The 20,073-nt window shown below is 67.9% G+C and carries 18 protein-coding genes; 7 read left to right on the forward strand and 11 right to left on the reverse strand.

The window, feature by feature from the left end; all coding sequences use genetic code 11:
* The first annotated feature begins 54 nt into the window (after window positions 1–54).
* The 5 genes from LXB15_RS11160 (at window position 55) to LXB15_RS11180 (ending at window position 5,501) form a co-directional block, all read left to right on the forward strand.
* Window positions 55–1,032, forward strand: coding sequence for an ABC transporter permease (locus LXB15_RS11160; protein ID WP_233948532.1), 978 nt, complete (start codon window positions 55–57; stop codon window positions 1,030–1,032).
* A complete protein-coding gene (locus LXB15_RS11165; protein WP_233948533.1) occupies window positions 1,029–1,961 on the forward strand; it encodes an ABC transporter permease in 933 nt (310 codons plus the stop codon). Before LXB15_RS11160 ends, LXB15_RS11165 begins: the two co-directional genes overlap by 4 nt.
* The gene (locus LXB15_RS11170; protein ID WP_233948534.1) at window positions 1,958–3,010 is read left to right on the forward strand and encodes an ABC transporter ATP-binding protein; all 1,053 of its coding nucleotides are present in this window, start codon (window positions 1,958–1,960) and stop codon (window positions 3,008–3,010) included. Before LXB15_RS11165 ends, LXB15_RS11170 begins: the two co-directional genes overlap by 4 nt.
* A complete protein-coding gene (locus LXB15_RS11175; RefSeq protein WP_233948535.1) occupies window positions 3,007–4,005 on the forward strand; it encodes an ABC transporter ATP-binding protein in 999 nt (332 codons plus the stop codon). Before LXB15_RS11170 ends, LXB15_RS11175 begins: the two co-directional genes overlap by 4 nt.
* A gap of 62 nt (window positions 4,006–4,067) precedes the next feature.
* Window positions 4,068–5,501: a M20 family metallopeptidase gene (locus LXB15_RS11180; RefSeq protein ID WP_233948536.1), complete on the forward strand. Its 1,434-nt coding sequence runs from the start codon at window positions 4,068–4,070 to the stop codon at window positions 5,499–5,501.
* Window positions 5,502–5,604: 103 nt separating this feature from the next.
* On the opposite strand, the gene LXB15_RS11185 is transcribed toward LXB15_RS11180, so the two are convergent.
* The 8 genes from LXB15_RS11185 to LXB15_RS11220 are packed head-to-tail and all read right to left on the reverse strand — an operon-like array spanning window position 5,605 to window position 14,858.
* Entirely contained in the window at window positions 5,605–6,681 is a 1,077-nt protein-coding gene (locus tag LXB15_RS11185) for an AbrB family transcriptional regulator (protein ID WP_233948537.1), read from the reverse strand.
* A gap of 27 nt (window positions 6,682–6,708) precedes the next feature.
* Window positions 6,709–8,130 carry a M20/M25/M40 family metallo-hydrolase gene (locus tag LXB15_RS11190; protein WP_233948538.1) on the reverse strand — a complete coding sequence of 474 codons (1,422 nt, stop codon included), beginning with the start codon at window positions 8,128–8,130 and terminating at the stop codon, window positions 6,709–6,711.
* Window positions 8,123–9,772 (reverse strand): ABC transporter ATP-binding protein, encoded by a 1,650-nt coding sequence (locus LXB15_RS11195; protein WP_233948539.1) that lies wholly within the window; start codon window positions 9,770–9,772, stop codon window positions 8,123–8,125. The genes LXB15_RS11190 and LXB15_RS11195 overlap by 8 nt, the downstream gene beginning before the upstream one ends.
* Window positions 9,769–11,166: a M20 family metallopeptidase gene (locus LXB15_RS11200; protein WP_233948540.1), complete on the reverse strand. Its 1,398-nt coding sequence runs from the start codon at window positions 11,164–11,166 to the stop codon at window positions 9,769–9,771. The genes LXB15_RS11195 and LXB15_RS11200 overlap by 4 nt, the downstream gene beginning before the upstream one ends.
* A 28-nt stretch (window positions 11,167–11,194) precedes the next feature.
* Window positions 11,195–12,097 (reverse strand): ABC transporter permease, encoded by a 903-nt coding sequence (locus tag LXB15_RS11205; protein ID WP_233948541.1) that lies wholly within the window; start codon window positions 12,095–12,097, stop codon window positions 11,195–11,197.
* Complete coding sequence (locus LXB15_RS11210) at window positions 12,094–13,011, reverse strand: ABC transporter permease (RefSeq protein WP_233948542.1); 918 nt, start codon at window positions 13,009–13,011, stop codon at window positions 12,094–12,096. The genes LXB15_RS11205 and LXB15_RS11210 overlap by 4 nt, the downstream gene beginning before the upstream one ends.
* Window positions 13,012–13,053: 42 nt before the next feature.
* Window positions 13,054–14,562, reverse strand: a complete 1,509-nt coding sequence (locus tag LXB15_RS11215; protein WP_233948543.1) for an ABC transporter substrate-binding protein — start codon at window positions 14,560–14,562, stop codon at window positions 13,054–13,056.
* 38 nt (window positions 14,563–14,600) lie between these two features.
* On the reverse strand, window positions 14,601–14,858 hold the full coding sequence (locus LXB15_RS11220) for a hypothetical protein (RefSeq protein ID WP_233953304.1): 258 nt from the start codon (window positions 14,856–14,858) through the stop codon (window positions 14,601–14,603).
* On the opposite strand from LXB15_RS11220, the gene LXB15_RS11225 reads away from it, so the two are divergent.
* Complete coding sequence (locus LXB15_RS11225) at window positions 14,746–15,705, forward strand: LysR family transcriptional regulator (protein ID WP_233948544.1); 960 nt, start codon at window positions 14,746–14,748, stop codon at window positions 15,703–15,705. The genes LXB15_RS11220 and LXB15_RS11225 overlap by 113 nt on opposite strands.
* A gap of 155 nt (window positions 15,706–15,860) precedes the next feature.
* On the opposite strand, the gene LXB15_RS20955 is transcribed toward LXB15_RS11225, so the two are convergent.
* Both LXB15_RS20955 and LXB15_RS11230 read right to left on the reverse strand, forming a co-directional pair.
* Entirely contained in the window at window positions 15,861–15,983 is a 123-nt protein-coding gene (locus LXB15_RS20955; protein ID WP_255696586.1) for a hypothetical protein, read from the reverse strand.
* 143 nt (window positions 15,984–16,126) lie between these two features.
* The gene (locus LXB15_RS11230) at window positions 16,127–16,897 is read right to left on the reverse strand and encodes a glutaredoxin (RefSeq protein WP_233948545.1); all 771 of its coding nucleotides are present in this window, start codon (window positions 16,895–16,897) and stop codon (window positions 16,127–16,129) included.
* A 350-nt stretch (window positions 16,898–17,247) separates the two neighbouring features.
* Between LXB15_RS11230 and LXB15_RS11235 the strand changes: the two genes are divergently transcribed.
* Window positions 17,248–18,945 (forward strand): MHYT domain-containing protein, encoded by a 1,698-nt coding sequence (locus LXB15_RS11235; protein WP_233948546.1) that lies wholly within the window; start codon window positions 17,248–17,250, stop codon window positions 18,943–18,945.
* A 124-nt stretch (window positions 18,946–19,069) separates the two neighbouring features.
* On the opposite strand, the gene LXB15_RS11240 is transcribed toward LXB15_RS11235, so the two are convergent.
* Window positions 19,070–19,813 (reverse strand): DUF1236 domain-containing protein, encoded by a 744-nt coding sequence (locus LXB15_RS11240; RefSeq protein WP_233948547.1) that lies wholly within the window; start codon window positions 19,811–19,813, stop codon window positions 19,070–19,072.
* Window positions 19,814–20,073: the final 260 nt, after the last annotated feature.

Raw genomic sequence — 20,073 nt, forward strand, 5'->3', positions numbered from 1 at the left:
GCGCACTGAAGCGCACCGGCCGCTGGAAGGCCCTACCCAACCCGGACGCCGACGATGACCGTCTATCTCCTGCGCCGTCTCGGCCAAAGCATCGTCGCCCTCGCGGCGATGGCCATCATGGTCTTCGTCGGGGTCTTCGCCATCGGCAATCCGGTGGACATCCTGATCAACCCGGAGGCCAGCCAGGCCGAGATCGCCGCCACCACGGCGCGGCTTGGGCTCGACAAGCCGCTCTGGGAGCAGTTCGCGCGCTTCGTCGGCAATCTCTTCCAGGGCGACCTCGGTACCTCCTTCGTCTACGGCCGGCCGGCGGCCGAGATCATCCTGGAGCGGCTGCCGGCGACGATGGAACTGGCGGTGACGGCGCTGCTGATCTCGGTGCTGATCGGCGTGCCGCTCGGCGTCTATGCCGGGCTGAAGCCGGACAGTATCGGCGGCCGCTCGGTCATGGCCGGCTCGATCTTCGGCTTCTCCCTGCCGAACTTCTGGCAGGGCATGCTGCTGATCCTGGTCTTCTCCGTGCTGCTCGGCTGGCTGCCGGCCGGCGGGCGCGGCGAGACCGTCACGGTGCTCGGCGTGCGGCTGAGCTTCCTCACCTGGGACGGGCTGCAGCACATGCTGCTGCCGGCGCTGAACCTGGCTCTCTTCAAGATGTCGCTGGTGATCCGCCTCACTCGGGCCAACACGCGGGAGGTCAGCCTGCAGGAATACGTCAAGTTCGCGCGGGCCAAGGGCCTCTCTTCGCGCCGCATCGTCCTCGTCCATATCCTGAAGAACATCATGATCCCGGTCGTGACCATCCTTGGCCTCGAGCTCGGCTCGATGATCGCCTTCGCCATCGTCACCGAGACGGTGTTCGCGTGGCCCGGCATGGGCAAGCTGCTGATCGACTCGATCAACCTGCTCGATCGCCCGGTGATCGTCGCCTACCTGATGCTGACGGTGGTGATCATCGTCACGATCAACCTCGTCGTCGATCTCCTCTATTCGGCGCTCGATCCCCGGATCCGGCTGTCGCAGGTGAAGTCATGAGCGACGACGCCTTCGTCTCGGGCCTGGAGCCCGCCGCGACATCGCCTGTCGCCGTCGACAGCCCGCTGAAGCGCATCGCGCGCGCCTTCTTCGAGGACCGGCTGGCCGTCGCCGGTCTGGTGCTGTTCCTCGTCATCCTGCTGCTGGCGATCTTCGCGCCGCTGATCGCGCCGCAGGACCCCTACGACCTCGCCCAGCTCGACATCATGGACGGCGGCCAGCCGCCGGGCGCGGCGAGTTTTGCGACCGGCGGCACCTATTATCTCGGCACCGACGAGCAGGGCCGCGACATGCTCTCGGCGATCCTCTACGGCCTGCGCATCAGCCTCGTCGTCGCGACGGTATCGCTCGCCTTCGCCATCGCCATCGGCGTCACCGCCGGCATCGCGGCGGCCTATTTCGGCGGCCGGATCGACGCGCTGATCATGCGGGTGGTCGATTTGCAGCTGTCCTTCCCGGCGATCCTGATCGCCCTCATCCTGCTGGCGCTCTGGGGGCGCGGCGTCGACAAGGTGATCATCGCGCTTGTCATCGTCCAGTGGGCCTATTACGCCCGAACCGTCCGCTCCTCGGCGATCGTCGAGGCGCGCAAGGACTATGTCGACGCGGCACGATGCCTGGCGCTGTCGCACGCCCGGATCATGTTCCACCATCTCCTGCCGAACTGCCTGCCGCCGCTGATCGTCGTCGCCACCGTGCAGATCGCCCAGGCCATCGCGCTCGAGGCGACGCTGTCCTTCCTCGGCGTCGGCGTGCCGATCACCGAGCCCTCGCTCGGGCTGCTGATCGCCAACGGCTACGACTATCTGCTCTCGGGCCGCTACTGGGTCAGCTTGTTCCCCGGCATCGCCCTCGTCGTGACCATCCTCGCTATCAACCTCGTCGGCGACCGCCTGCGCGACGTCTTCAATCCGAGGCTGCAGAAATGACCGCGCTGCTCAGCGTCGACGGGCTGCAGACGCATTTCTTCACGCGCGACGGCGTCGCCAAGGCGGTCGACGGCGTCAGCTTCAGCCTCGAGCGCGGCCAGATCCTCGGCCTCGTCGGGGAATCCGGCTCCGGCAAGTCGGTCACCGGCTTCTCGCTGCTCGGCCTCGTCGACCCGCCCGGACGCGTCGTCGGCGGCACCATCACCTTCGACGGCGAGGACCTGGTGAAGGGCGGCGAGCCGATGCTGCGCGGCTTACGCGGCAAGCGCATCGCGATGATCTTCCAGGATCCGATGATGACCCTGAACCCGGTGCTGCGCATCGACACGCAGATGGTCGAGACGGTGCTGGCGCACGAGAAGATGCCGCGCGCCGAAGCGCTCAAGCGCTGCCGCGAGGCGCTGGTGATGGTGGGAATCTCCTCGCCCGACGAGCGCCTGCAGAGCTACCCGCACCAGTTCTCCGGCGGCATGCGCCAGCGCGTCGCCATCGCCATTGCGCTCCTGCACAAGCCGGACCTGATCATCGCCGACGAGCCGACGACGGCGCTCGACGTTACCATCCAGGCGCAGATCCTCGCCGAGGTGCAGAAGCTCTGCGCCGAGACCGGCACGGCGCTGATCTGGATCACCCACGACCTTGCCATCGTCTCCGGCCTCGCCGACCGCCTGGCGGTGATGTATGCCGGCCGCGTCGTCGAGGAGGGCGAGACCGCCCGCGTCATCGAGCGGCCGCTGCATCCCTACACCAAGGGGCTGATCGACTCCGTGCCGCAGGGCAAGACGCGCGGCGCCCGGCTGCAGCAGATCAGCGGCATGACGCCGTCGCTGCTCAACCTGCCGCAGGGCTGCGCCTTCCGGCCGCGCTGCGCGCGCGCCGACGCCGCCTGCCTCGAAGAGCCGGCGCTGGAGGAGAAGCTGCCCGACCGCAAGGTCCGCTGCTTCCATCCCTGGACGCTCGACGCGGCGGCCGATGCGCACATGCCCGCCGCGGCGGAAACCGCCGGCCAACCAAGCGGTGCCGCCGCCCGGACGGGGACACGACCATGAGCGAGGCGATCCTCGACATCGACGGCGTCTCCAAGCGCTTCGTCAAGCAGCTCGACCTGGCCGAACGCACCGCGCGCATGCTCGGCGCCACGGTGCGCGAGCTCACCGTGCATGCGGTCGACGGCGTCGACCTGTCGATCCGCAAGGGCGAGGTGATGGGCCTCGTCGGCGAATCCGGCTGCGGCAAGTCCACGCTCGGTCGCATGGTCGCCGGACTGCACCCACCCAGCGCCGGGCAGATCCGCTTTCGCGGCCGTGACGTGGCAGGCCTGAAGGGCGCGGAGGCCCGGGAAGCCGCGCTGAAGGTGCAGATGGTCTTCCAGGACCCGATGTCGTCGCTCAACCCGAGGATGCGGGTCGACCAGATCGTCGGCGAGGCGCCGCGCGTCCATGGCCTCGCCGGCCGCGGCGAGATCGACGCCTATGTCGAGGCGGCGCTGCAGCGCGTCGGGCTCGATCCGGCGATGCGCAAGCGCTATCCGCACCAGTTCTCCGGCGGCCAGCGGGCCCGCATCGGCATCGCCCGGGCGCTGGCGGTGCAGCCGGACTTCATCGTCTGCGACGAATCCGTCGCCGCGCTCGACGTCTCGATCCAGGCGCAGATCCTCAACCTGTTCATGGACCTGCGCGAGGAACTTGATCTCACCTATCTGTTCATCAGCCACGACCTCGGCGTCGTCGAGCACATCTCCGACCGCATCGCGATCATGTATCTCGGGCGGATGGTCGAGCAGGGCGCCAGCGAGGAGATCTTCGCCGCGCCGAACCACCCCTATACCCAGGCGCTGCTCGCCGAGATCCCCACCTTTGCCACCACCAAGAAGGTCTATTCGGCGATCAAGGGCGAAATCCCCTCCCCGATCGATCCGCCGCCCGGCTGCCATTTCCATCCGCGCTGCCCGCATGCGTTCGAGCGCTGCCGCGTCGAGCGCCCGGCGCTGAAGGAAATCGCCGCGAACCGCTTTTCGGCCTGCCACCTCAACGACATCGGCTGACCGGACACCCTCTCCCGGCGCCGCGGGCGTCGAACCCTTCTGACAAGCCCAAGAGGAAGACCATGAGCCAATCCAACGCCGAGCGCATCTGGAACCTCGTCGACGCCCGGCGCGCCGACTACGAGGCGCTGAGCGATCGCATCTGGGGCATGCCGGAGATCGCCTACACCGAGTTCCGCTCCAGCGCCGAGCACGCGGCGATGCTGCGCGAGGAGGGTTACAATGTGACGGAGGGACCCGCCGGCATCCCCACCGCGGTGATCGGCGAGGCCGGCTCCGGCGGCCCGGTCATCGCCTTCCTCGGTGAGTACGACGCACTGCCCGGCCTCAGCCAGGAGGCCGGCATCGCCGAGCCGAAGCCGCTCGACGGCTATGGATACGGCCATGGCTGCGGCCACAACATGCTGGGCTCGGCGGCGCTCCTCGCCGCCACGGCCTTCAAGAACTACCTCGCCGAGAACAAGCTGCCGGGGACGGTGCGCTATTACGGTTGCCCGGCCGAGGAAGGCGGCGCCGCCAAGGCGTTCATGGTGCGCGACGGCCTGTTCGACGACGTCGACGCCGCCATCACCTGGCATCCGGCCTCGCTCACCCGGGTCGACGACGCCAAGTCGCTTGCCAACACCCGCATCGACTTCACCTTCAAGGGCCGCGCCTCGCATGCGGCCGCAGCGCCGCATCTCGGCCGCTCGGCGCTCGACGCGGTCGAACTGATGAATGTCGGCGTTAACTATCTGCGCGAGCACGTGCCGGCGGATTCGCGCATCCACTACGCCATGATCGACGGCGGCGGCATCGCGCCGAACGTCGTGCAGGCCCATGCCAAGGTTCGCTACGCCGTGCGCTCGCGCGACATTCACGGCATGAAGGCCCTGAACGCCCGGGTAATCGACGTCGCCCGCGGCGCGGCGCTGATGACCGGCACCGAGGTCGAGGTCACCATCCTCAGCGCCGTGTCCAACCTTCTGGCGAACACGCCGATGGAGGAGACGATGCAGGCCAATCTCGAGCGGCTCGGGCCTGTCCCCTTCGACGCCGACGACCGGGCCTTCGCCGCGCAGATCCAGGCGACGCTGAGCGCGGAGGACATCGCCAACGACTATCTCAGCAACGGCGTCGACGAGCGCCCCGAGACGCCGCTCTGCGACTTCATCGTACCGTTCGGCTCGGTCGGCGAGCCGATGATCGGGTCGACCGATGTCGGCGACGTCTCCTGGGCGGTACCGACGGTGCAGGCGCGCGTCGCCACCCACGCCATCGGCTCGCCGGGACATTCCTGGCAGATCACCGCGCAGGGCAAGGCGCCCGCCGCCAAGAAGGGCCTCGTCTACGCCGCCAAGGCAATGGCGGGCACGGCGGTCGATCTGCTGAGCGATCCGGTGCTGCTGGCACGCGCCAAGGCGGACCATCAGCGGCGGCTGGCGCGAAAGCCCTACGACTCGCCGATCCCGGCCGACGTGAACCCGCCCATCCAGCCACGGCCGGACGGCCTCTGAAGCGGTTTGAAGGCAAAGCACGGGCTCTTCGGGCCGCCTCGACGGGCTGCGTTCCGTCGAGGTCGTGCGCTGCGCGGCATCCGGAAGCGAAACAACGCGGCCGTCAGGGGCTCGGCTTCCGTCGCTCCATCCACCCGAAGATCGGCGCGGCGGCCGCCATGACCAGGACGACGCGCACGATGTGGTGGGTGGCGACGAAGGCCACCTCGATCTGCAGGGCGAGCGCGATGACGCTCGTCTCCACCAGTCCGCCCGGCGCGTAGGCGAGCGCCACGGAAACGACGTCGAGCGCCGTCAGCGCAGCCAGAGCGAAGGCGAAGCCGACCGCGCTGGCGATCAGGATGAGGAACGAGCCGAAGGACAGGACCAGCGTCCGCAGCATCTCGCTCGGGGCGGTTCCGACGAAGCGGCAGCCGAGCGTGACGCCGAGCACCAGCTGGGCGAGCCAGACGATCTCGCGCGGCGGCGCGGTGTGCGTCCAGCCGGCGAGATGCACGACGCCGCTGGCGATCATCGGGCCCAGCAGATACGGCGCGGGCAGCTTGAGCCTGCGGCCGAGGATGGCGCCGACGATGCCGGTGCCGATGAGCCAGAGCACCGATTCCAGGCTCGCCCCCCCGATCGGTGCGCCGGTGGCGGCGCCCGTGCCGATATCACCGCCGCCGAGCGCGGGGATCAGGAACGGCAGACACGACACCGTCAGCAGGATGCGGATCGAGTGGACGAGCGCGATGCGCCGCGCGTCGCCGCCGCGGGCCTGGCCGAGCAGCACCATCTCGATGAGGCCGCCCGGCATGCCGGCGAAATAGGCCGTCGGCAGGTCGTAGCCGCCGATCTTGCGGAAATAGACGACGCAGGCCGCGCCGGAGACGAGGAGGAACAGCATCAGTCCGACGAGCGTCGGGATCCAGGCGCCCATCCGGCTCACCATGTCGGCCGAGAAGCTGGCGCCGAGCAGCACGCCGAGCACCACCGACATCGGCGGCCGCACGATCATCGGCGCGCGGACGGGAATGGCGACGAGGGCGGCCAGGGTGCAGGCAAGCATCGCGCCCAGCATCCAGGGTAGCGGCCATCCCATGTAGAGGAATGCTGCCGTGCCGAGCCCGCCGATCCCGAGCGCGAGCGCGAAGCGGGGATAGTCGAACCGGGCCGGATGGAACGCGCTGAGCATGGTCATGCCGACACTTCCGAGGTCTGCATGGCGCTAGCGTGCCGACGCCGCGATCTGCGCGATGATCGCCGCGCCGGTGCGGATGCCCTTGTGGAAGAAGTCGAGCCCGATATTCTCGTCGGGCGCGTGGTTGCGTTCGTCGGCATTGGCGTAGGGGACGAAGAAGGCCGGGATGCCGAGGATGCGGGTGAAGGCGGAATCGGGCCCGCTGGCGCCGATCATCGGATAGAGCAGCGGCGGCTGTTCGTGACCGAGCGTCACCGCGCGGATCAGCGCATCGGCGAACGGGTGGTCCATGTCCGTCTTGGAGGGATGCTTGCCGCCGCCCTGCCGCACGAACTCGACGCCTGGGGCGTGCCGGCGCACGTGGTCCTCGACCAGCGACAGGACCGTCTCCGGTGCCATGCCGTCGACCAGGCGCATGTCGCATTTGGCCCGCGCCTCGCAGGGGATCACCGTCTTGATCCCCTTGCCCGTGTAGCCGCCGATGATGCCGTTGATGGTGAGGGTCGGCTGGAACATGATGCGGTCGAAGAGCGGGCGGTCGCGCGGCGCGTCGAGTTCGCGGATGCCGATCTCCCGCTTCAAGGCATCGAGGTCGACGGGCAGCGCATCGGCCGCGGCGCGCTCGCGCTCGCCGGGCGGCACGATGTCGTCGTAGATCCCGTCGATGGTGATCGTCCCGTCCGGGCTTTTCATCGTCGCCAGCAGTTGCACCAGCGTCCACGCCGCGTTCGGTGCGATGCCGCCAAAATTACCGGAGTGCAGGTCGCGGCTGGCTTCCCGCGCGATCAGGTCGAAGCGGACGGCGCCGCGTGTGCCGAACATGATCACCGGCGCGCCGGAGGCGTCGAGGGGCCCGTCGGCGGTCACCACGAGGTCCGCCTGCAGCAGTTCCCGGTGGGCTTCGACGAACGCCTCGATATGCGGGCTGCCGACCTCCTCCTCGCCCTCGAGCAGGATCTTCAAGTTGCAGGGCAGTTCGCCATGCACGCGAAGCCAGGATTCGATCGCCAGGATCTGCGCGAAGTGCTGGCCCTTGTTGTCGCCCGCGCCCCTGGCATAGACGCGCCCGTCGCGGATGGTCGGCTCGAAGGGCGGGCTGGTCCAGGCCTCCAGCGGCTCCGGCGGCTGCACGTCGTAGTGGCCGTAGAACAGGATCGTCGGCAGGCCCGGCCTGTGCGGCAGCGAGCCGACCACCATCGGATGGCCATCGGTCTCGACCACCGCGACGTCCATGCCCATGCCGACGAGCATCGTCTCCAGCAGCGCGGCGACCTCTCGGATGCCGATGTCCTGGGCGCTGATCGAGGGGTAGCGCAGATAGTCGATCAGCCGCGCGACGAAAGCGTCCTCGTTGGCGGCGATATGCCGGAACACCGGGTCCAGCAGGGGCTCCGTCGCAGCGCCGAGGCCGCTCGCCGTTCCGTCCTGAATGCCCTCGCCGTCAGGCATGGGCCGTGTCGATTTGCGGCACGTCCCAGTTCATGCCCGGCATCGAGGCGAGCAGCGACTTCGTGTAGTCGTTGGTCGAGTGCTCGAAGACGGCGCGGGCCGTGCCGATCTCGACGATCTCGCCGTTCTTCATCACGGCGATCCGGTCGGAGATCTGCGCCGCCACCCGCAGATCGTGGGTGATGAACAGCATGGTCAGGCCCATGCGGTCCCGCACGTCCTTGAGGAGCTGCAGCACCTCCTTCTGCACCGAGACGTCGAGCGCCGAGACGGCCTCGTCGGCGATCAGGATCTTCGGCTCCATCATCAGCGCGCGGGCGATGCAGATGCGCTGGCGCTGTCCGCCGGAGAACTGCGAGGGATAGCGGGCGAGCGCCTCCGGATCGAGGCGGACGATGCGCATCAGCTCGTGCGCCCGCTTCCACGCTTCGTCCTTCCCCATGCCGAAATTGATCGGGGCGCTGACCAGCTGGTCGCCGATGGTGCGGCGCGGATTGAGCGAGCCGTAGGGATCCTGGAAGACGATCTGGATCTGGCTCCGGAAACGCCGCAGCTTTTCCCTCGGAAGGGAAGCGAAATCGGTGCCGCCTATCAGCGTCTCGCCGCCGCCGTCGGGCTCGATCAGCCGGATCAGCGTGCGCACCAGCGTCGTCTTGCCGGAGCCGGACTCGCCGACGATGCCGAGCGTCTCGCCCCGCTTCAGGCTGAACGTGGCGGGCCGCACCGCATGCACGGTGCGCTCCGGCGACAGGAACGTCCGCGCGACGTGGAACGTCTTTGCCAGTCCCTTCACCTCCAGCACGGTCTCGGCGTCGGCGGGCAGCGGCACGGGCTCGGCCGAACGGCGCGGCGGCACCGCGGCGATCAGCTGGCGCGTATAGGGATGCTGCGGGTTCGACAGGACCTGCTCGGCCGGGCCTTCCTCGACGATCCGCCCCTTCTGCATCACCACGACGCGGTCGGCGATCTCGGCCACGACGTCGAAATCATGGGTGACGAAGAGGATGCCGGCGCCGTGCGTGTCCTTCAGCCGCTTCATCAGCAGCAGGATCTGCGCCTGCGTCGTCACGTCCAGCGCGGTCGTCGGCTCGTCGGCGATCAGCAGCGAGGGATTCATCGCCAGGGCGAGCGCGATGACGATGCGCTGGCGCTGCCCGCCGGACAGCTGGTGCGGATAGGACCGGTAGATGCGATCGACGTCCGGAAGATGCACCTCCTCCATCAGCGCCAGCGTCTTCGCCTTGCGTTCGGCCTTGCCGATGCTGCTGTGCGCCTTGAAGACCTCCTCGATCTGGTCGCCGACCGTGAAGCACGGGTTGAGCGAGGTCATCGGCTCCTGGAAGATCATCGCCATGCGATTGCCGCGCAGGCGGGCGTGCTCGCGCTGCCGCATCTTCAGGATGTCGCGTCCCTCGAACATGACGCGACCGGCCGAAGGCTTCAGCGCCTTCGGCAGCAGCCCCATCGTGGTGAAGGCCGTGACGGATTTGCCCGAGCCCGATTCCCCGACGATGCAGACGATCTCGCCGGCGTTGACGCGGAAGGTAAGCGCCTCCACCGCGTGAGGCCGATCGCCGCTTTTCGGCAGGTCGACGGTCAGCCCGTCGACCGCCAGGACGGGTTCGCGCTCGGTCTGGCTCATGCCGCCCGCTCGCCGATGTCGTGGAAGATGCCGGCCATCATCATGGCGGCCTCTTCGGCGACCGAGAGCAGCATGTGCTCGTCCGGGGCGTGCTGGCCGCAGGCGCGGTGCGAATGCGGCACCCAGACGGTCGGCATGCCGAGCGTCTCGACGAAGATCTCGTTCGGCAGCGAGCCGCCGAGATTGGGCAGGATCGCCGGCGCCTTGCCGGTCGTCTGCTCGATCGAGGCGGCGACGAGGCGCACCCATTCGTTGTCCGGATCGGTGCGGGTGGCGGTGAAGAAGCCGCGCTTCATCGGCTCGATCGCGATGTCCAGGAAGCCGTGCGCGTCGAGATGCTCGCGCAGGGCCGGCAGGATGCGATCGGTCTCGACGCCGACGACGTAGCGCAGCTGGCACGTCGCGCGGGCGTTGCCCGGCACGGCATTGACCGGCGCCTCCGGGCGGCCGCAGGTGAAGGCGAGGATCTCGAAGCTCGACCAGCCGAACACCTGGTCGGGGCCGACCAGGCCGGGCTCGCCCCACTCGGGATCGGTCTCGGGATCGCTGGCATCCGGCTCGAGCGAGATGGTCGACAGCGCCTTGCGGACGTTTGCGGGGATCTCGCCTGGCGTCCATTCGCGGATGGCGAGGCGGCCCTTGGCGTCGGTGATCGTCGCCAGCGCATGGGCCAGCCGGATCCCGGGGTTGACCAGCAGGCCGCCCCAGTTGCCGGAATGGTAGGCGCCGGGGCGCTCGTCGGCGATCAGATGGAATCCCATGCCGCCGCGCGCGCCGAGGAACATGGTGGGCGTGGCCGGCGCGGTGCGCGGCCCGTCGGAGGCGATGAGGACGTCCGCCGCGAACAGGTCGCTATGGGCCGCGGCAATCTCGACGAGACCCGGCGAGCCGCTCTCCTCGCCCATCTCGATCATCACCTTGACGTTGAAGCCGAGCTTGCCTTTGGCCTCGAGGACGCAGCGGAGCGCGGCGATGTTGATCGTGTGCTGGCCCTTGTTGTCGACCGTGCCGCGGCCGAACAGGCGGCCGTCCGCCTCGTCGAGCCGGAAGGGATCGCGCCCTTCCTTCCAGTCGCCGCCCATGCCCCACAGCACGTCGCCGTGGCCGTAGGTCAGGATCGTCGGGAGCGCGGCATCCTCGATCCGCTCGGCGAACAGCACCGGCAGGCGCTCGGCGGCGGGGTTCTCCAGGATGCGGGTGGTGAAGCCCATGGCCTCGAGGTCCGGCGCGATCTCATCGGTCAGATAGCGCCGGTGGTCGGGACCGGAATCCTCGCGCGGGCTTTCCGAGGGGACGGCAACGCGCCGGGCGAGTTCCGCCTTGAACGTACCATTCCTCACATAGTCCCGCGCGGCGGAGACGCCGCTTTCGCGCGTGCCAATTCCATTGGACAAGACTGTCACTCCCGTATCGATTTGCATGTCAGTTGCGGTTTTCCGGCGCCATCGCGTCGCGCAGGCCATCGCCGGCCAGGTTGATCGCCATCACCAGCACGAAGATCGCGGCGCCGGGGATCATGATCAGCCAGGGATCGAAGAGCAGGAACTGCCGCCCTTCGGCGACCATCAGGCCCCAGGAGGGCGTCGGCGGCTGGACGCCCAGGCCGAGGAAGGAGAGCGCGGCCTCCAGCAGGATCGCCTGCGCCATCTCGAAGGTCGCGATCACCGCCAGCCGGTCGAAGATGTTCGGCAGGACGTCGCGGAAGATGATCTGGCGCGTCGTGAAGCCGAGCGAGCGCGAGGCCTGGATGTATTCCTGGTTGCGCAGCTGCTGCGTCGCCGACCGCGTCACCACGGCGAAGCGGTCCCACAAGAGGAAGCCCAGCACCAGCACGACGACGGTCAGCGACCCGCCGAACAGGGCGACCACGGCCAGCGCCACCATCACCACCGGCAGCGTCAGCCGGGTCATGATGAAGAAGTTGATCAGGAGGTCGATCTTGCCGCCGAAATAGCCGGCGAGGACGCCGAGCGTCGTGCCGATCAGGCCGGAGGTGATGACCGTGAAGATCGCGATCAGCAGCGAGATCCGAGCGCCGTAGATGATGCGGCTCAGATAGTCGCGGCCGAGCCCGTCGGTGCCGAGGACGTGCTCCCACGATCCGCGGTCCATCCAGACCGGCGGCACGACGCGGTTGCTCATGCTCTGGGAATACGGGTCGTAGGGCGCGAGCAGCGGCGCGAAGATCGCCACCAGCAGGATCAGCACGAACACGGCGGCGCCGAGGACGAATGTCGGGTTGCGGCGCAGCCGCCGCCACACATCGCTCTTGGGTGCGCCCTGCCCGGCCGGCGGGGCGACGAGGACGGGATCGACGGCGCTCATTGGATGCGGATCCTCGGGTCGAGCCAGGAATTGACCATGTCGGACAGGAGAACCAGCGCGATGTAGAACACCGCGACGATCAGCAGGATCGCCTGAACGACCGGCAGATCCATGCGGGAGATCGATTCCCACGCCAGATAGCCGAGCCCCTGGATGCCGAAGACGGTCTCGATGACGACGGACCCGCCGAGCATGTTGCCGAACTGGACGGCGAGCAGCGAAATCACCGGGATGACGGCGTTACGCAAAGCGTGCTTGAAGATGACCTTGCCGGTGCCGATGCCCTTGGCCCTGGCGGTCCGGATGTAGTCGGAGGACAGCGCCTCGATCATGCCGGCGCGGATCAGGCGCATCATCGGCGGGGTCGAGTAGTAGCCGAGCGCGATGGCCGGCAGGATGAAGTGACCGAGGGTCGCCGAGCCCGAGGCCGGCGCCCAGCCGAGCATCAGCGAGAAGACGACGATCAGGATCAGGCCGAACCAGAAGTTCGGCATGGCCTGGCCCATCACCGCGATGGCGAGCGCCGTCCGGTCGACGATGGATCCCGGCCAGAGCGCGGCCAGGACGCCCAGCGGCACCGCCAGGCACAGCATGACCAGCGCCGCGAGCGAGGCCAGCGTCAGCGTGTTCGGCAGGCGGTAGAAGATCAGGTCGGCGACCGGCTGCTTGAAGAACAGCGAATTGCCGAAATCGCCCTGCAGCGCGTTGCCGAGCCATTCCGCGTAGCGGATCAGCCAGAACCGGTCGAGCCCCAGTTCCGTGCGGATGGCCGCCAGCTGGGCCGGCGTCGCCTCCTCCCCGGCGATGGCGGACGCAACGTCGCCGGACGCGTTGAGGAGGAGGAAAGCCAGCAGCGAGACGGCCAGGCAGACGCAGACTGCCAGGCCGATCCGTTGTGCCATGTAGAGAAGCATGGGATTTCCCGTCGTCGATGAACGACCTGCGAGGCGAGCTGGTTACTCGGTGATCCAGCGCGACTGGAAGAAGCGCGGCGTCTCGTCCGGAACCGGCGTGAACTCGAGCTTCGAGTTGTAGGCGTAGTTCAGCGCATAGGTGAACAGCGGCACCTGGTAGGCCTGCTCGGTGATGCGCGTGATCATCTCGCTATAGGCTTTCAGCCGCTTCTCGGGGTCGCTGGTGTTGCCCTCTTCCAGCAGCTCGATGACGCGCTCGTCCTTCGAATAGTCGACTTCGGAGCCGGAGAACCAGTAGCCGGCCGACCCGCTGATGTCGCGGATCGAGTTCGAGCCCCAGGCCTGGAACCACATCGGCAGCTTGCCTTCGTCGCGAGCGGTGGCGATGGCGGATGCCTGGACGAAGTTCAGGCTGCCGTTGATGCCGACCTCGGCGAGGCTTCCGAGCACCGCCTCGATCAGCGGCCGGTCGCGATAGCCCCAGAACTCCAGCGAGAAGCCGTCCGGATAGCCGGCTTCCGCCAGCAGCGCGCGGGCCTTTTCCGGATCGTAGTCGTAGGTGACCGCCGCATCGACGACGCAGCCGAACTGGGCGGGCGAACAGGGCGTGTTGATGACCTGCGATCCCGGGCCCATCAGGGCCTCGCGGATCGCCTCGCGGTCGATCGCGTGGTTGACGGCCTGGCGGACCTTGAGGTTCTGCATCGGGCTGTCGCCGGAACGGCCGAGCGCGTCCATGCCGAGGAAGGCGATGCGCAGCGTTTCGCCGGCATCGACCTTGATCGCGTCGCTCGTCGCCAGCCGGTCGACGGCATCCGGCGGCACCCGCCAGATCCAGTCGAGGCCGCCGCTCATCAGCTCGATGGCCTGCGTGTTGAACTCGCCGATGCGCCGGAAGACCAGGGTCTTGATCGACGGCTGACCCTTCATGCCGCCGAAATAGTCGGGGAAGGCTTCCATGGTGATGCGCTCGCCGGCGACATGCTCGGTGACGCGGTAGGGACCCGTCCCGATGGGGGCCTTCGACATGCCTTCCGGGCCGACCTCGGCGTAGTATTTCGCCGGGTAGATCGGCAGGAGGTTGGCGATGTATTCGAGGATCGGCGGGAAGACGCCGGCGGTCTTGAGCCGGACGGTGTAGTCGTCGACCTTCTCGGCGCCTTCGAGGAAGAAGATCGGCTGCGGCGTCGCGTTCGTCGTGACGTACTCGACCGTCGCGACCACGTCGTCGGCCGTCAGTTCCTCGCCGTTGTGGAACTTGACGCCCTTGCGCAGGACGAACTCGATGGTCGTGTCGTCGATGAAGCGGAAGGACTCGGCGAGATGCGGCTCGAACTTGCCCGTCTCGTCATTGCGATACAGCAGGCCGTCCCAGATGTGGTTCGCCAGGACGATGCCTTCGCGGATCGTGTGCTGGTAGAAGTCGATGTTCGACGGCATCGAGTCCGACGCCCAGTTGAGCGAGTTGTCCTCGGGTCCCGCCACGGCGGGCGTCGCCAGAAGCGCCGCTCCCAGTGCGAGCATCGACATTCGGTTCAGGCGGATGTTCATCAGGACCCTCATTGCTAGGTGGCGGGACATGTCGATCGTCACACCGCGATACGCCCTGCGAACAGGACAGTGATCTGATCTGCTGCATTTTTTGCCCTGCAAACATGCTGGGCATAAAACGTCGCAACAAGTAGAATTAGTGGAGCGCTGCCATGCCGTTTTGGCAACGCAACCGGAGTGCCCATGCAGACCAGCAGCCTGCGATATTTTCTGGCCGTTGCGCGCTGCGGCTCGATCGCCGCGGCATCGGCTCGACTGAACGTCGCCGCCTCGGCCATCAGCCGCCAGATCGCCAATCTCGAGGATGAGCTCGGCTGCGTGCTGTTCGAACGACGGCCGCGCGGCATGGCGCCGAGCCCGGCCGGCGAACTGCTGGCCCGCCATGCCAATCACATCCTGATGCAGGCGGACGTCGCGGTCGCGGATATCCTGGCGCTGCAGGGCACGACTCGCGGCCTCATTCGCCTCGCGACCAGCGAAGGCTTCGCGATGGACGTGCTGCCGAACGCCATGGCGGATTTCCACACCCGCTTCCCGGGCATCCGCTTCGAACTCGCCGTCATGCCGCCCCTGAAGGTGACCCAGTGGGTCGCCTCGGGCGAAGTGGACATCGGGATGACGTTTGCCATCAGCCGGGCGCCCGACACCGCGATCGTCCATCGGACCGACGTGTCGATGGTCGGTCTCTGCGCCAATGGCCACCCGCTCGCCGGCAACACCCCCGTGCCGTTGCGAGTGCTGCAGGAATATCCGACCGTGCTGATGCCGGAAGACACGACCTCTCGGCAGGTGTTCGATGCGGCATGCCGGGATCAGGGGATTTCCATCGAGCCGGTGATGACGACCAATGCCCTCTCGTCGATCCTGTCCTTCGTGAAATCGACGCGGGCGGTCGCCCCGCTGGCCGACCTGTCGGTCCTGGGGCCATTCCTCCGCGGGGAATTCTCGACCTTCCCCCTGGCGGAGGGAGCTCGCACGGCGAGAGCCGTCCATGTCCATGTGATGCGCGACCGACAGCTTCCACGCGCGGTGCAGCTATTCCTGGACGAGCTGGTCGCGACGCTTCCGGCGAGCCTTCCGTCGATGACGGACCACCGCGCGGGCGTCAGGGCGGCGCCGAGATGGGAAGACGACCGGCGCTGACCCCGCCCGAATCGCCGCGTCCGCCGACGGTCCGTCCGGCGGTTGCGAGCCATCACAGCGGGCCTGCGGCGGCAGGAAAGCCGTCCGCCGCGGTCGGCGCGCCGATTCTCTTCCGGCAAGGCCGGAGGGCGGAAGGCGCATTCCCCTCCCGACGATCAGCGGCGCAGGTACTTCACCAGCGCCGCGATCACCAGGACAAGCACGACCAGGACGAGGACGCCCCAGAGCCCCATGCCGAAGGGCATCCAGCCCATGCCACCCGAGTATTCGCCCATCATCGTCGTTCTCCCTTTTGCATGGTGGCCCGGCCGCCCGACAGCGTAGGCGTCAATGCCCGAATGGCCGGCGCTTGCAGCGACGAGCCTCCGGCGGGCCCTGCGGGTCGGGCACCGCCACGCGGGCGCATCGCCGCGATGAGGCCCTATCCGCCCCAGATCATCCGAAGCGGCATCCACAGGCCCATGCCGATCATCACGAGGTTCTCGGTCAGCGACACGAAGCCGAGCGGCACGTTGGACCCGCCGCCGACGCAGGCGCATTTGAGTTCGCGCTTCTGGACGTAGACCGCATAGTAGACCGACACCGCCCCGATCGTCCCGATGACGAGCGCGATCGGCGCCGACAGCCAGGTGAGCGTGCCGGCGATCATCAGGAGGCCCGCGAGCGTCTCGCCGAAGGGATAGAGCTTGCCGTAGGGCACCCATCGCTGGGCGAGCAGGTCGTAGTTCAGGAACATGGTCGAGAAACTCTCCACGTCCTGCAGCTTCTGGATGCCGAGCAGGCACATCGAGATGGCGAAGAACCATTCGATCGCCCGGAGGGTGAACACCGTCTCGTAGACCGCGAAGGAGACGGCGAGCGCCATCAGGAAGGCGACCGCGAAGATCGCGATCACCGGCTGGTAGGTGGTCTCGTCCTTCGACCGCACCGCCTTGCCGAAGTGCTTGCGCAGCTCGGTGTAGCCACCGACGCGATCGCCCCCGATGAATGTCTGCGGCGTCGTCTCGACCCCGTGCTTGGCCTTGAAGGCGTCGGTCTCCTCGCGCGTCGTGAGCCAGTTGTCGTCGACTGCGAAGCCCTGGCGTTCGAGAAGGTCCTTCGACTTCAGCCCGTAGGGGCAGACATGCTTCTCCATGACCATGCGGTAGAGGACGGCCGTCCTTTCCGGGGAATGGGGCGATGTCGCGCTCATGACGATCCTCCTGATCTGAAGCGGCGGCAGGCCATGTCCGCTCGCCGCCCGCGATACGTTTCCGCTAGATCGGGCTTCCACTGACTGGAAGGTCAAGACCGTGCGCGTAAATGGCAGTCGGCACGCAGCAGGCGGTGTTCGCATCCGCCCTTCGTCCGCCACGAACGCCCTGTCGCGCTGGCGGTTCTATGTCAGCCGCCCAGCGCTCACGGCGGCTGCCGCCAGGAGAAAGCGCTCGCCCTGCTTCGTCCTGTTCAGGTAAAGTTCAAGCCGGAGGCGCTAGCCGTCCCCTACGTCTGCGCCGTCAGCCACCGGCGGACGGCCGCGGCGCTTCATCATGACGGGTTTAAATGCACGCAAGCCACGATCCGATCTTCGTCCTCCTGTCCCTGGTGGTCGCCATCCTTGGTTCGTGGACGGCTCTCGATCTCTTTCGACGGGTGCGAAGCAACCTCGGACAGGCCCGGCTCGTGTGGCTTGCCAACGCCGCGCTCGCCATGGGCCTCAGCATCTGGTCGATGCATTTCGTCGCCATGCTGGGCTTCGATCCGGGCTCGGCCGTCGGATACGATCCGCTCCTGACGCTGGTCTCCCTGGTGCTGGCGATCGGCTCGACGGCCGGCGCGTTCTTCTTCGCCACCCGCGAAAACGCCCGCAAGCCTCACATCCTGGTCGCGGGCGCCGCGATGGGCGTCGGCATCTGCCTGATGCACTATGTGGGCATGGCGGCGCTCCGGACCGCCGTCTCGCTCGGCTACGACGCCCGGCTGGTGGTCCTCTCCCTGGTGATCGCGATCGCGGCTTCCACCGCGGCGCTCTTCGCGGCCCGCCGGGAAACGGCGCTCGGCTGGCGCCTGACCGCGGCACTGACCCTTGGGGCGGCCATCGTCGGAATGCACTACACCGCGATGGCGGCGCTGGAGTTGACCCCGTTGGCGGATGCCCGGCTGGTGCCCTTCGGGGCGCCGCCTTACATCCTCGCCGCCTCGGTCGCCGGTGGAACGCTGCTGATCCTGCTGCTCGCGCTGATGGCGTCCCTTTACGATCAGCGGGCCAACGTGTCGTCGGCGCTGGAGGCCGGCGGGGTCGGCTACTGGGAACTCGACCTGCGCTCCAGCACCGTCCATGTCTCGCCGAAGGGCAAGGAGATCTTCGGCCTGAAGCTCGAGGACAGCGTCCGGCACGCGAAGTTTCCCATTGGCGCCTTGTCCGACGAGGAGCGGGCGAGACGTGACCAGGTCTTGCGGGCCGCCCTGCTCGCGGGCACGGACTATGACGACGAATACTGCCTGGCCGACGAGGCTCGATGGGTGAACGTCAGGGGACGCGCGGTTATCGGGGACGGGGGAAAACCCCGCCGCATGATCGGCGTGGTCCTCGACGTGACCGATCGCCACCAGGCCTTCGCGGCGGTGACGCAGAGCGAGCGGCGCCAGCGACTGATGATCAACGAGCTGAACCATCGCGTGAAGAACACGCTGGCCACGATCCAGTCGATCGCCTCGCAGACCGCCCAGCGCGCCCAATCGCCTGAGGACTTCCGGCGGAGCTTCGAAGGCCGGCTGCTCGCGCTGTCCGAGACCCACAACGCGCTGACGCGCGGCGGGTGGGAGGTCGCCTGTCTGCGCGAAATCTTCGAGCACGAACTGAAGCCCTATTCCCGGGAGCAGATTCGGCTGGACGGACTCAGCCTTCCCCTCGGCCCGCGCGAGGCCCTGGCGCTCGGCATGGTCATCCATGAACTCGCCACCAATGCCGCCAAGTATGGGGCGCTATCCGATCCGGCGGGGACACTCGACATACGGTGGACCCTCCGGCAGGAGAAGGCGGAGGAAGACATCCTGGCGATCGAGTGGTCCGAACAGGGCGGCCCTGCCGTTCAGCCACCGTCCCGCAAGGGCTTCGGATCGCGGCTGCTCCATCTGAGCATCGAGAAGGAACTCGGGGGCAAGGCCGAGCTCCTGTACGGGTCGGAAGGCTTCAGCTGCTCGCTGGTGATCCCCCGCGCCCCGGTGACGCGCGCGGGTCCGGATCCTTTCGCATTCTGAGACGACGGGATGCGTCCGGTCGGACGATAAGTTCGGCCGCTCCGTCTAAACGTAAAGCGGCCGCCGCCCCGCAGCGGGACGGCGGCCTCGACACCAGAGCGATGTCCGTGCCCTTACCAGCGGGTCAGCGAACGACGTAGACGACCTGCCGATTGGCCGGATCGACCAGTACCGGCTGACCGTTCACGTGGACGTAGCGGTACTCGTAGTCCGGGATGGTCTGCAGTTCGACCGTCTCCGGGAGCTGCGAGCCGACAACCGCCTCGCCTTCCAGATAGACCGGATCAACCGGGTTGGACCGGACATAGGCAAGCCGCTCGTCCGGCGGATTGACCGCCGCGCCCGCCACGAGACCGGCAGCGCCGCCGATGGCGGCACCGATGGGACCGCCGATGATCGCGCCGGCCACGGCACCGGTCGCAGCGCCGGCAACCTCGCCGGAGCCGCCGCTGTCCTCGTAGGTCACGACCGGGTACTCGGTCCGGCGTTCGGTCACGACGACCGTCTGGCCACCCATGTCGGCGGTCAGGTACTGGCTGTATGCCCAGCCGGTCGTGCCATCGACCGTGACGCGGCACCAGGCGCCGCTCTCGGTGCAGCCTTCGAGCGTGACGGAATCGTCCGGGCTCATCGACCCGACGATCTCGTAGTTCGGGCCGGGTCCGGCGCGAACGTTCAGGTCGGTCGTCGCTGAGACCGTTGTCCCTGTGGTGGCCGTCGTTGTGGTGGCCGTCGTTGTGGTGGCCGTCCCTGTGGCGGCCGTCCCGGAGACAGTGGCCCCGGGGGCAGCCGTCTGCGCGGTTGCGGGAACCGCGGTGGCGGCGATCAGGCCGGCAGCGCCTGCACTCAGCAAAGTCTTCAGTTTCATGATTGGTCTCCCATTATCGGCACGCACTTCGCATCAGGCTGAAGCGCCATCCGAGCCGCTAACAGGGCACGGCGCGGCGAAGTTCCGGGTTTCGGCCGCCCCGTCCGTCCGGCGAAAATGCCGTTTATCTGAGGTTCATCAACATGGCGGCCGCCGGGGCGCCGGGGGGCCTGATTTGCCTGCGACTTCGCCGACCGGGCAGTCGCGGCCGCCGGGCTTTGGACAAGAAATGACCCAGATTCCAAAATGCCGGTAACGCA

Origin of the sequence: Aurantimonas sp. HBX-1, assembly GCF_021391535.1 — a bacterium.
Classification (GTDB): Bacteria; Pseudomonadota; Alphaproteobacteria; order Rhizobiales; family Rhizobiaceae; genus Aurantimonas.

What these genes read in the sequence shown, in the direction of transcription:
- LXB15_RS11160 (WP_233948532.1), top strand. Translation starts at nt 55, where the DNA reads ATGACCGTCTATCTCCTGCGCCGTCTCGGCCAAAGCATCGTCGCCCTC.
- LXB15_RS11165 (WP_233948533.1), top strand. Translation starts at nt 1,029, where the DNA reads ATGAGCGACGACGCCTTCGTCTCGGGCCTGGAGCCCGCCGCGACATCG.
- LXB15_RS11170 (WP_233948534.1), top strand. Translation starts at nt 1,958, where the DNA reads ATGACCGCGCTGCTCAGCGTCGACGGGCTGCAGACGCATTTCTTCACG.
- LXB15_RS11175 (WP_233948535.1), top strand. Translation starts at nt 3,007, where the DNA reads ATGAGCGAGGCGATCCTCGACATCGACGGCGTCTCCAAGCGCTTCGTC.
- LXB15_RS11180 (WP_233948536.1), top strand. Translation starts at nt 4,068, where the DNA reads ATGAGCCAATCCAACGCCGAGCGCATCTGGAACCTCGTCGACGCCCGG.
- LXB15_RS11185 (WP_233948537.1), bottom strand. Translation starts at nt 6,681, where the DNA reads ATGACCATGCTCAGCGCGTTCCATCCGGCCCGGTTCGACTATCCCCGC.
- LXB15_RS11190 (WP_233948538.1), bottom strand. Translation starts at nt 8,130, where the DNA reads ATGCCTGACGGCGAGGGCATTCAGGACGGAACGGCGAGCGGCCTCGGC.
- LXB15_RS11195 (WP_233948539.1), bottom strand. Translation starts at nt 9,772, where the DNA reads ATGAGCCAGACCGAGCGCGAACCCGTCCTGGCGGTCGACGGGCTGACC.
- LXB15_RS11205 (WP_233948541.1), bottom strand. Translation starts at nt 12,097, where the DNA reads ATGAGCGCCGTCGATCCCGTCCTCGTCGCCCCGCCGGCCGGGCAGGGC.
- LXB15_RS11210 (WP_233948542.1), bottom strand. Translation starts at nt 13,011, where the DNA reads ATGCTTCTCTACATGGCACAACGGATCGGCCTGGCAGTCTGCGTCTGC.
- LXB15_RS11215 (WP_233948543.1), bottom strand. Translation starts at nt 14,562, where the DNA reads ATGAACATCCGCCTGAACCGAATGTCGATGCTCGCACTGGGAGCGGCG.
- LXB15_RS11225 (WP_233948544.1), top strand. Translation starts at nt 14,746, where the DNA reads ATGCAGACCAGCAGCCTGCGATATTTTCTGGCCGTTGCGCGCTGCGGC.
- LXB15_RS20955 (WP_255696586.1), bottom strand. Translation starts at nt 15,983, where the DNA reads ATGATGGGCGAATACTCGGGTGGCATGGGCTGGATGCCCTTCGGCATG.
- LXB15_RS11230 (WP_233948545.1), bottom strand. Translation starts at nt 16,897, where the DNA reads ATGAGCGCGACATCGCCCCATTCCCCGGAAAGGACGGCCGTCCTCTAC.
- LXB15_RS11235 (WP_233948546.1), top strand. Translation starts at nt 17,248, where the DNA reads ATGCACGCAAGCCACGATCCGATCTTCGTCCTCCTGTCCCTGGTGGTC.
- LXB15_RS11240 (WP_233948547.1), bottom strand. Translation starts at nt 19,813, where the DNA reads ATGAAACTGAAGACTTTGCTGAGTGCAGGCGCTGCCGGCCTGATCGCC.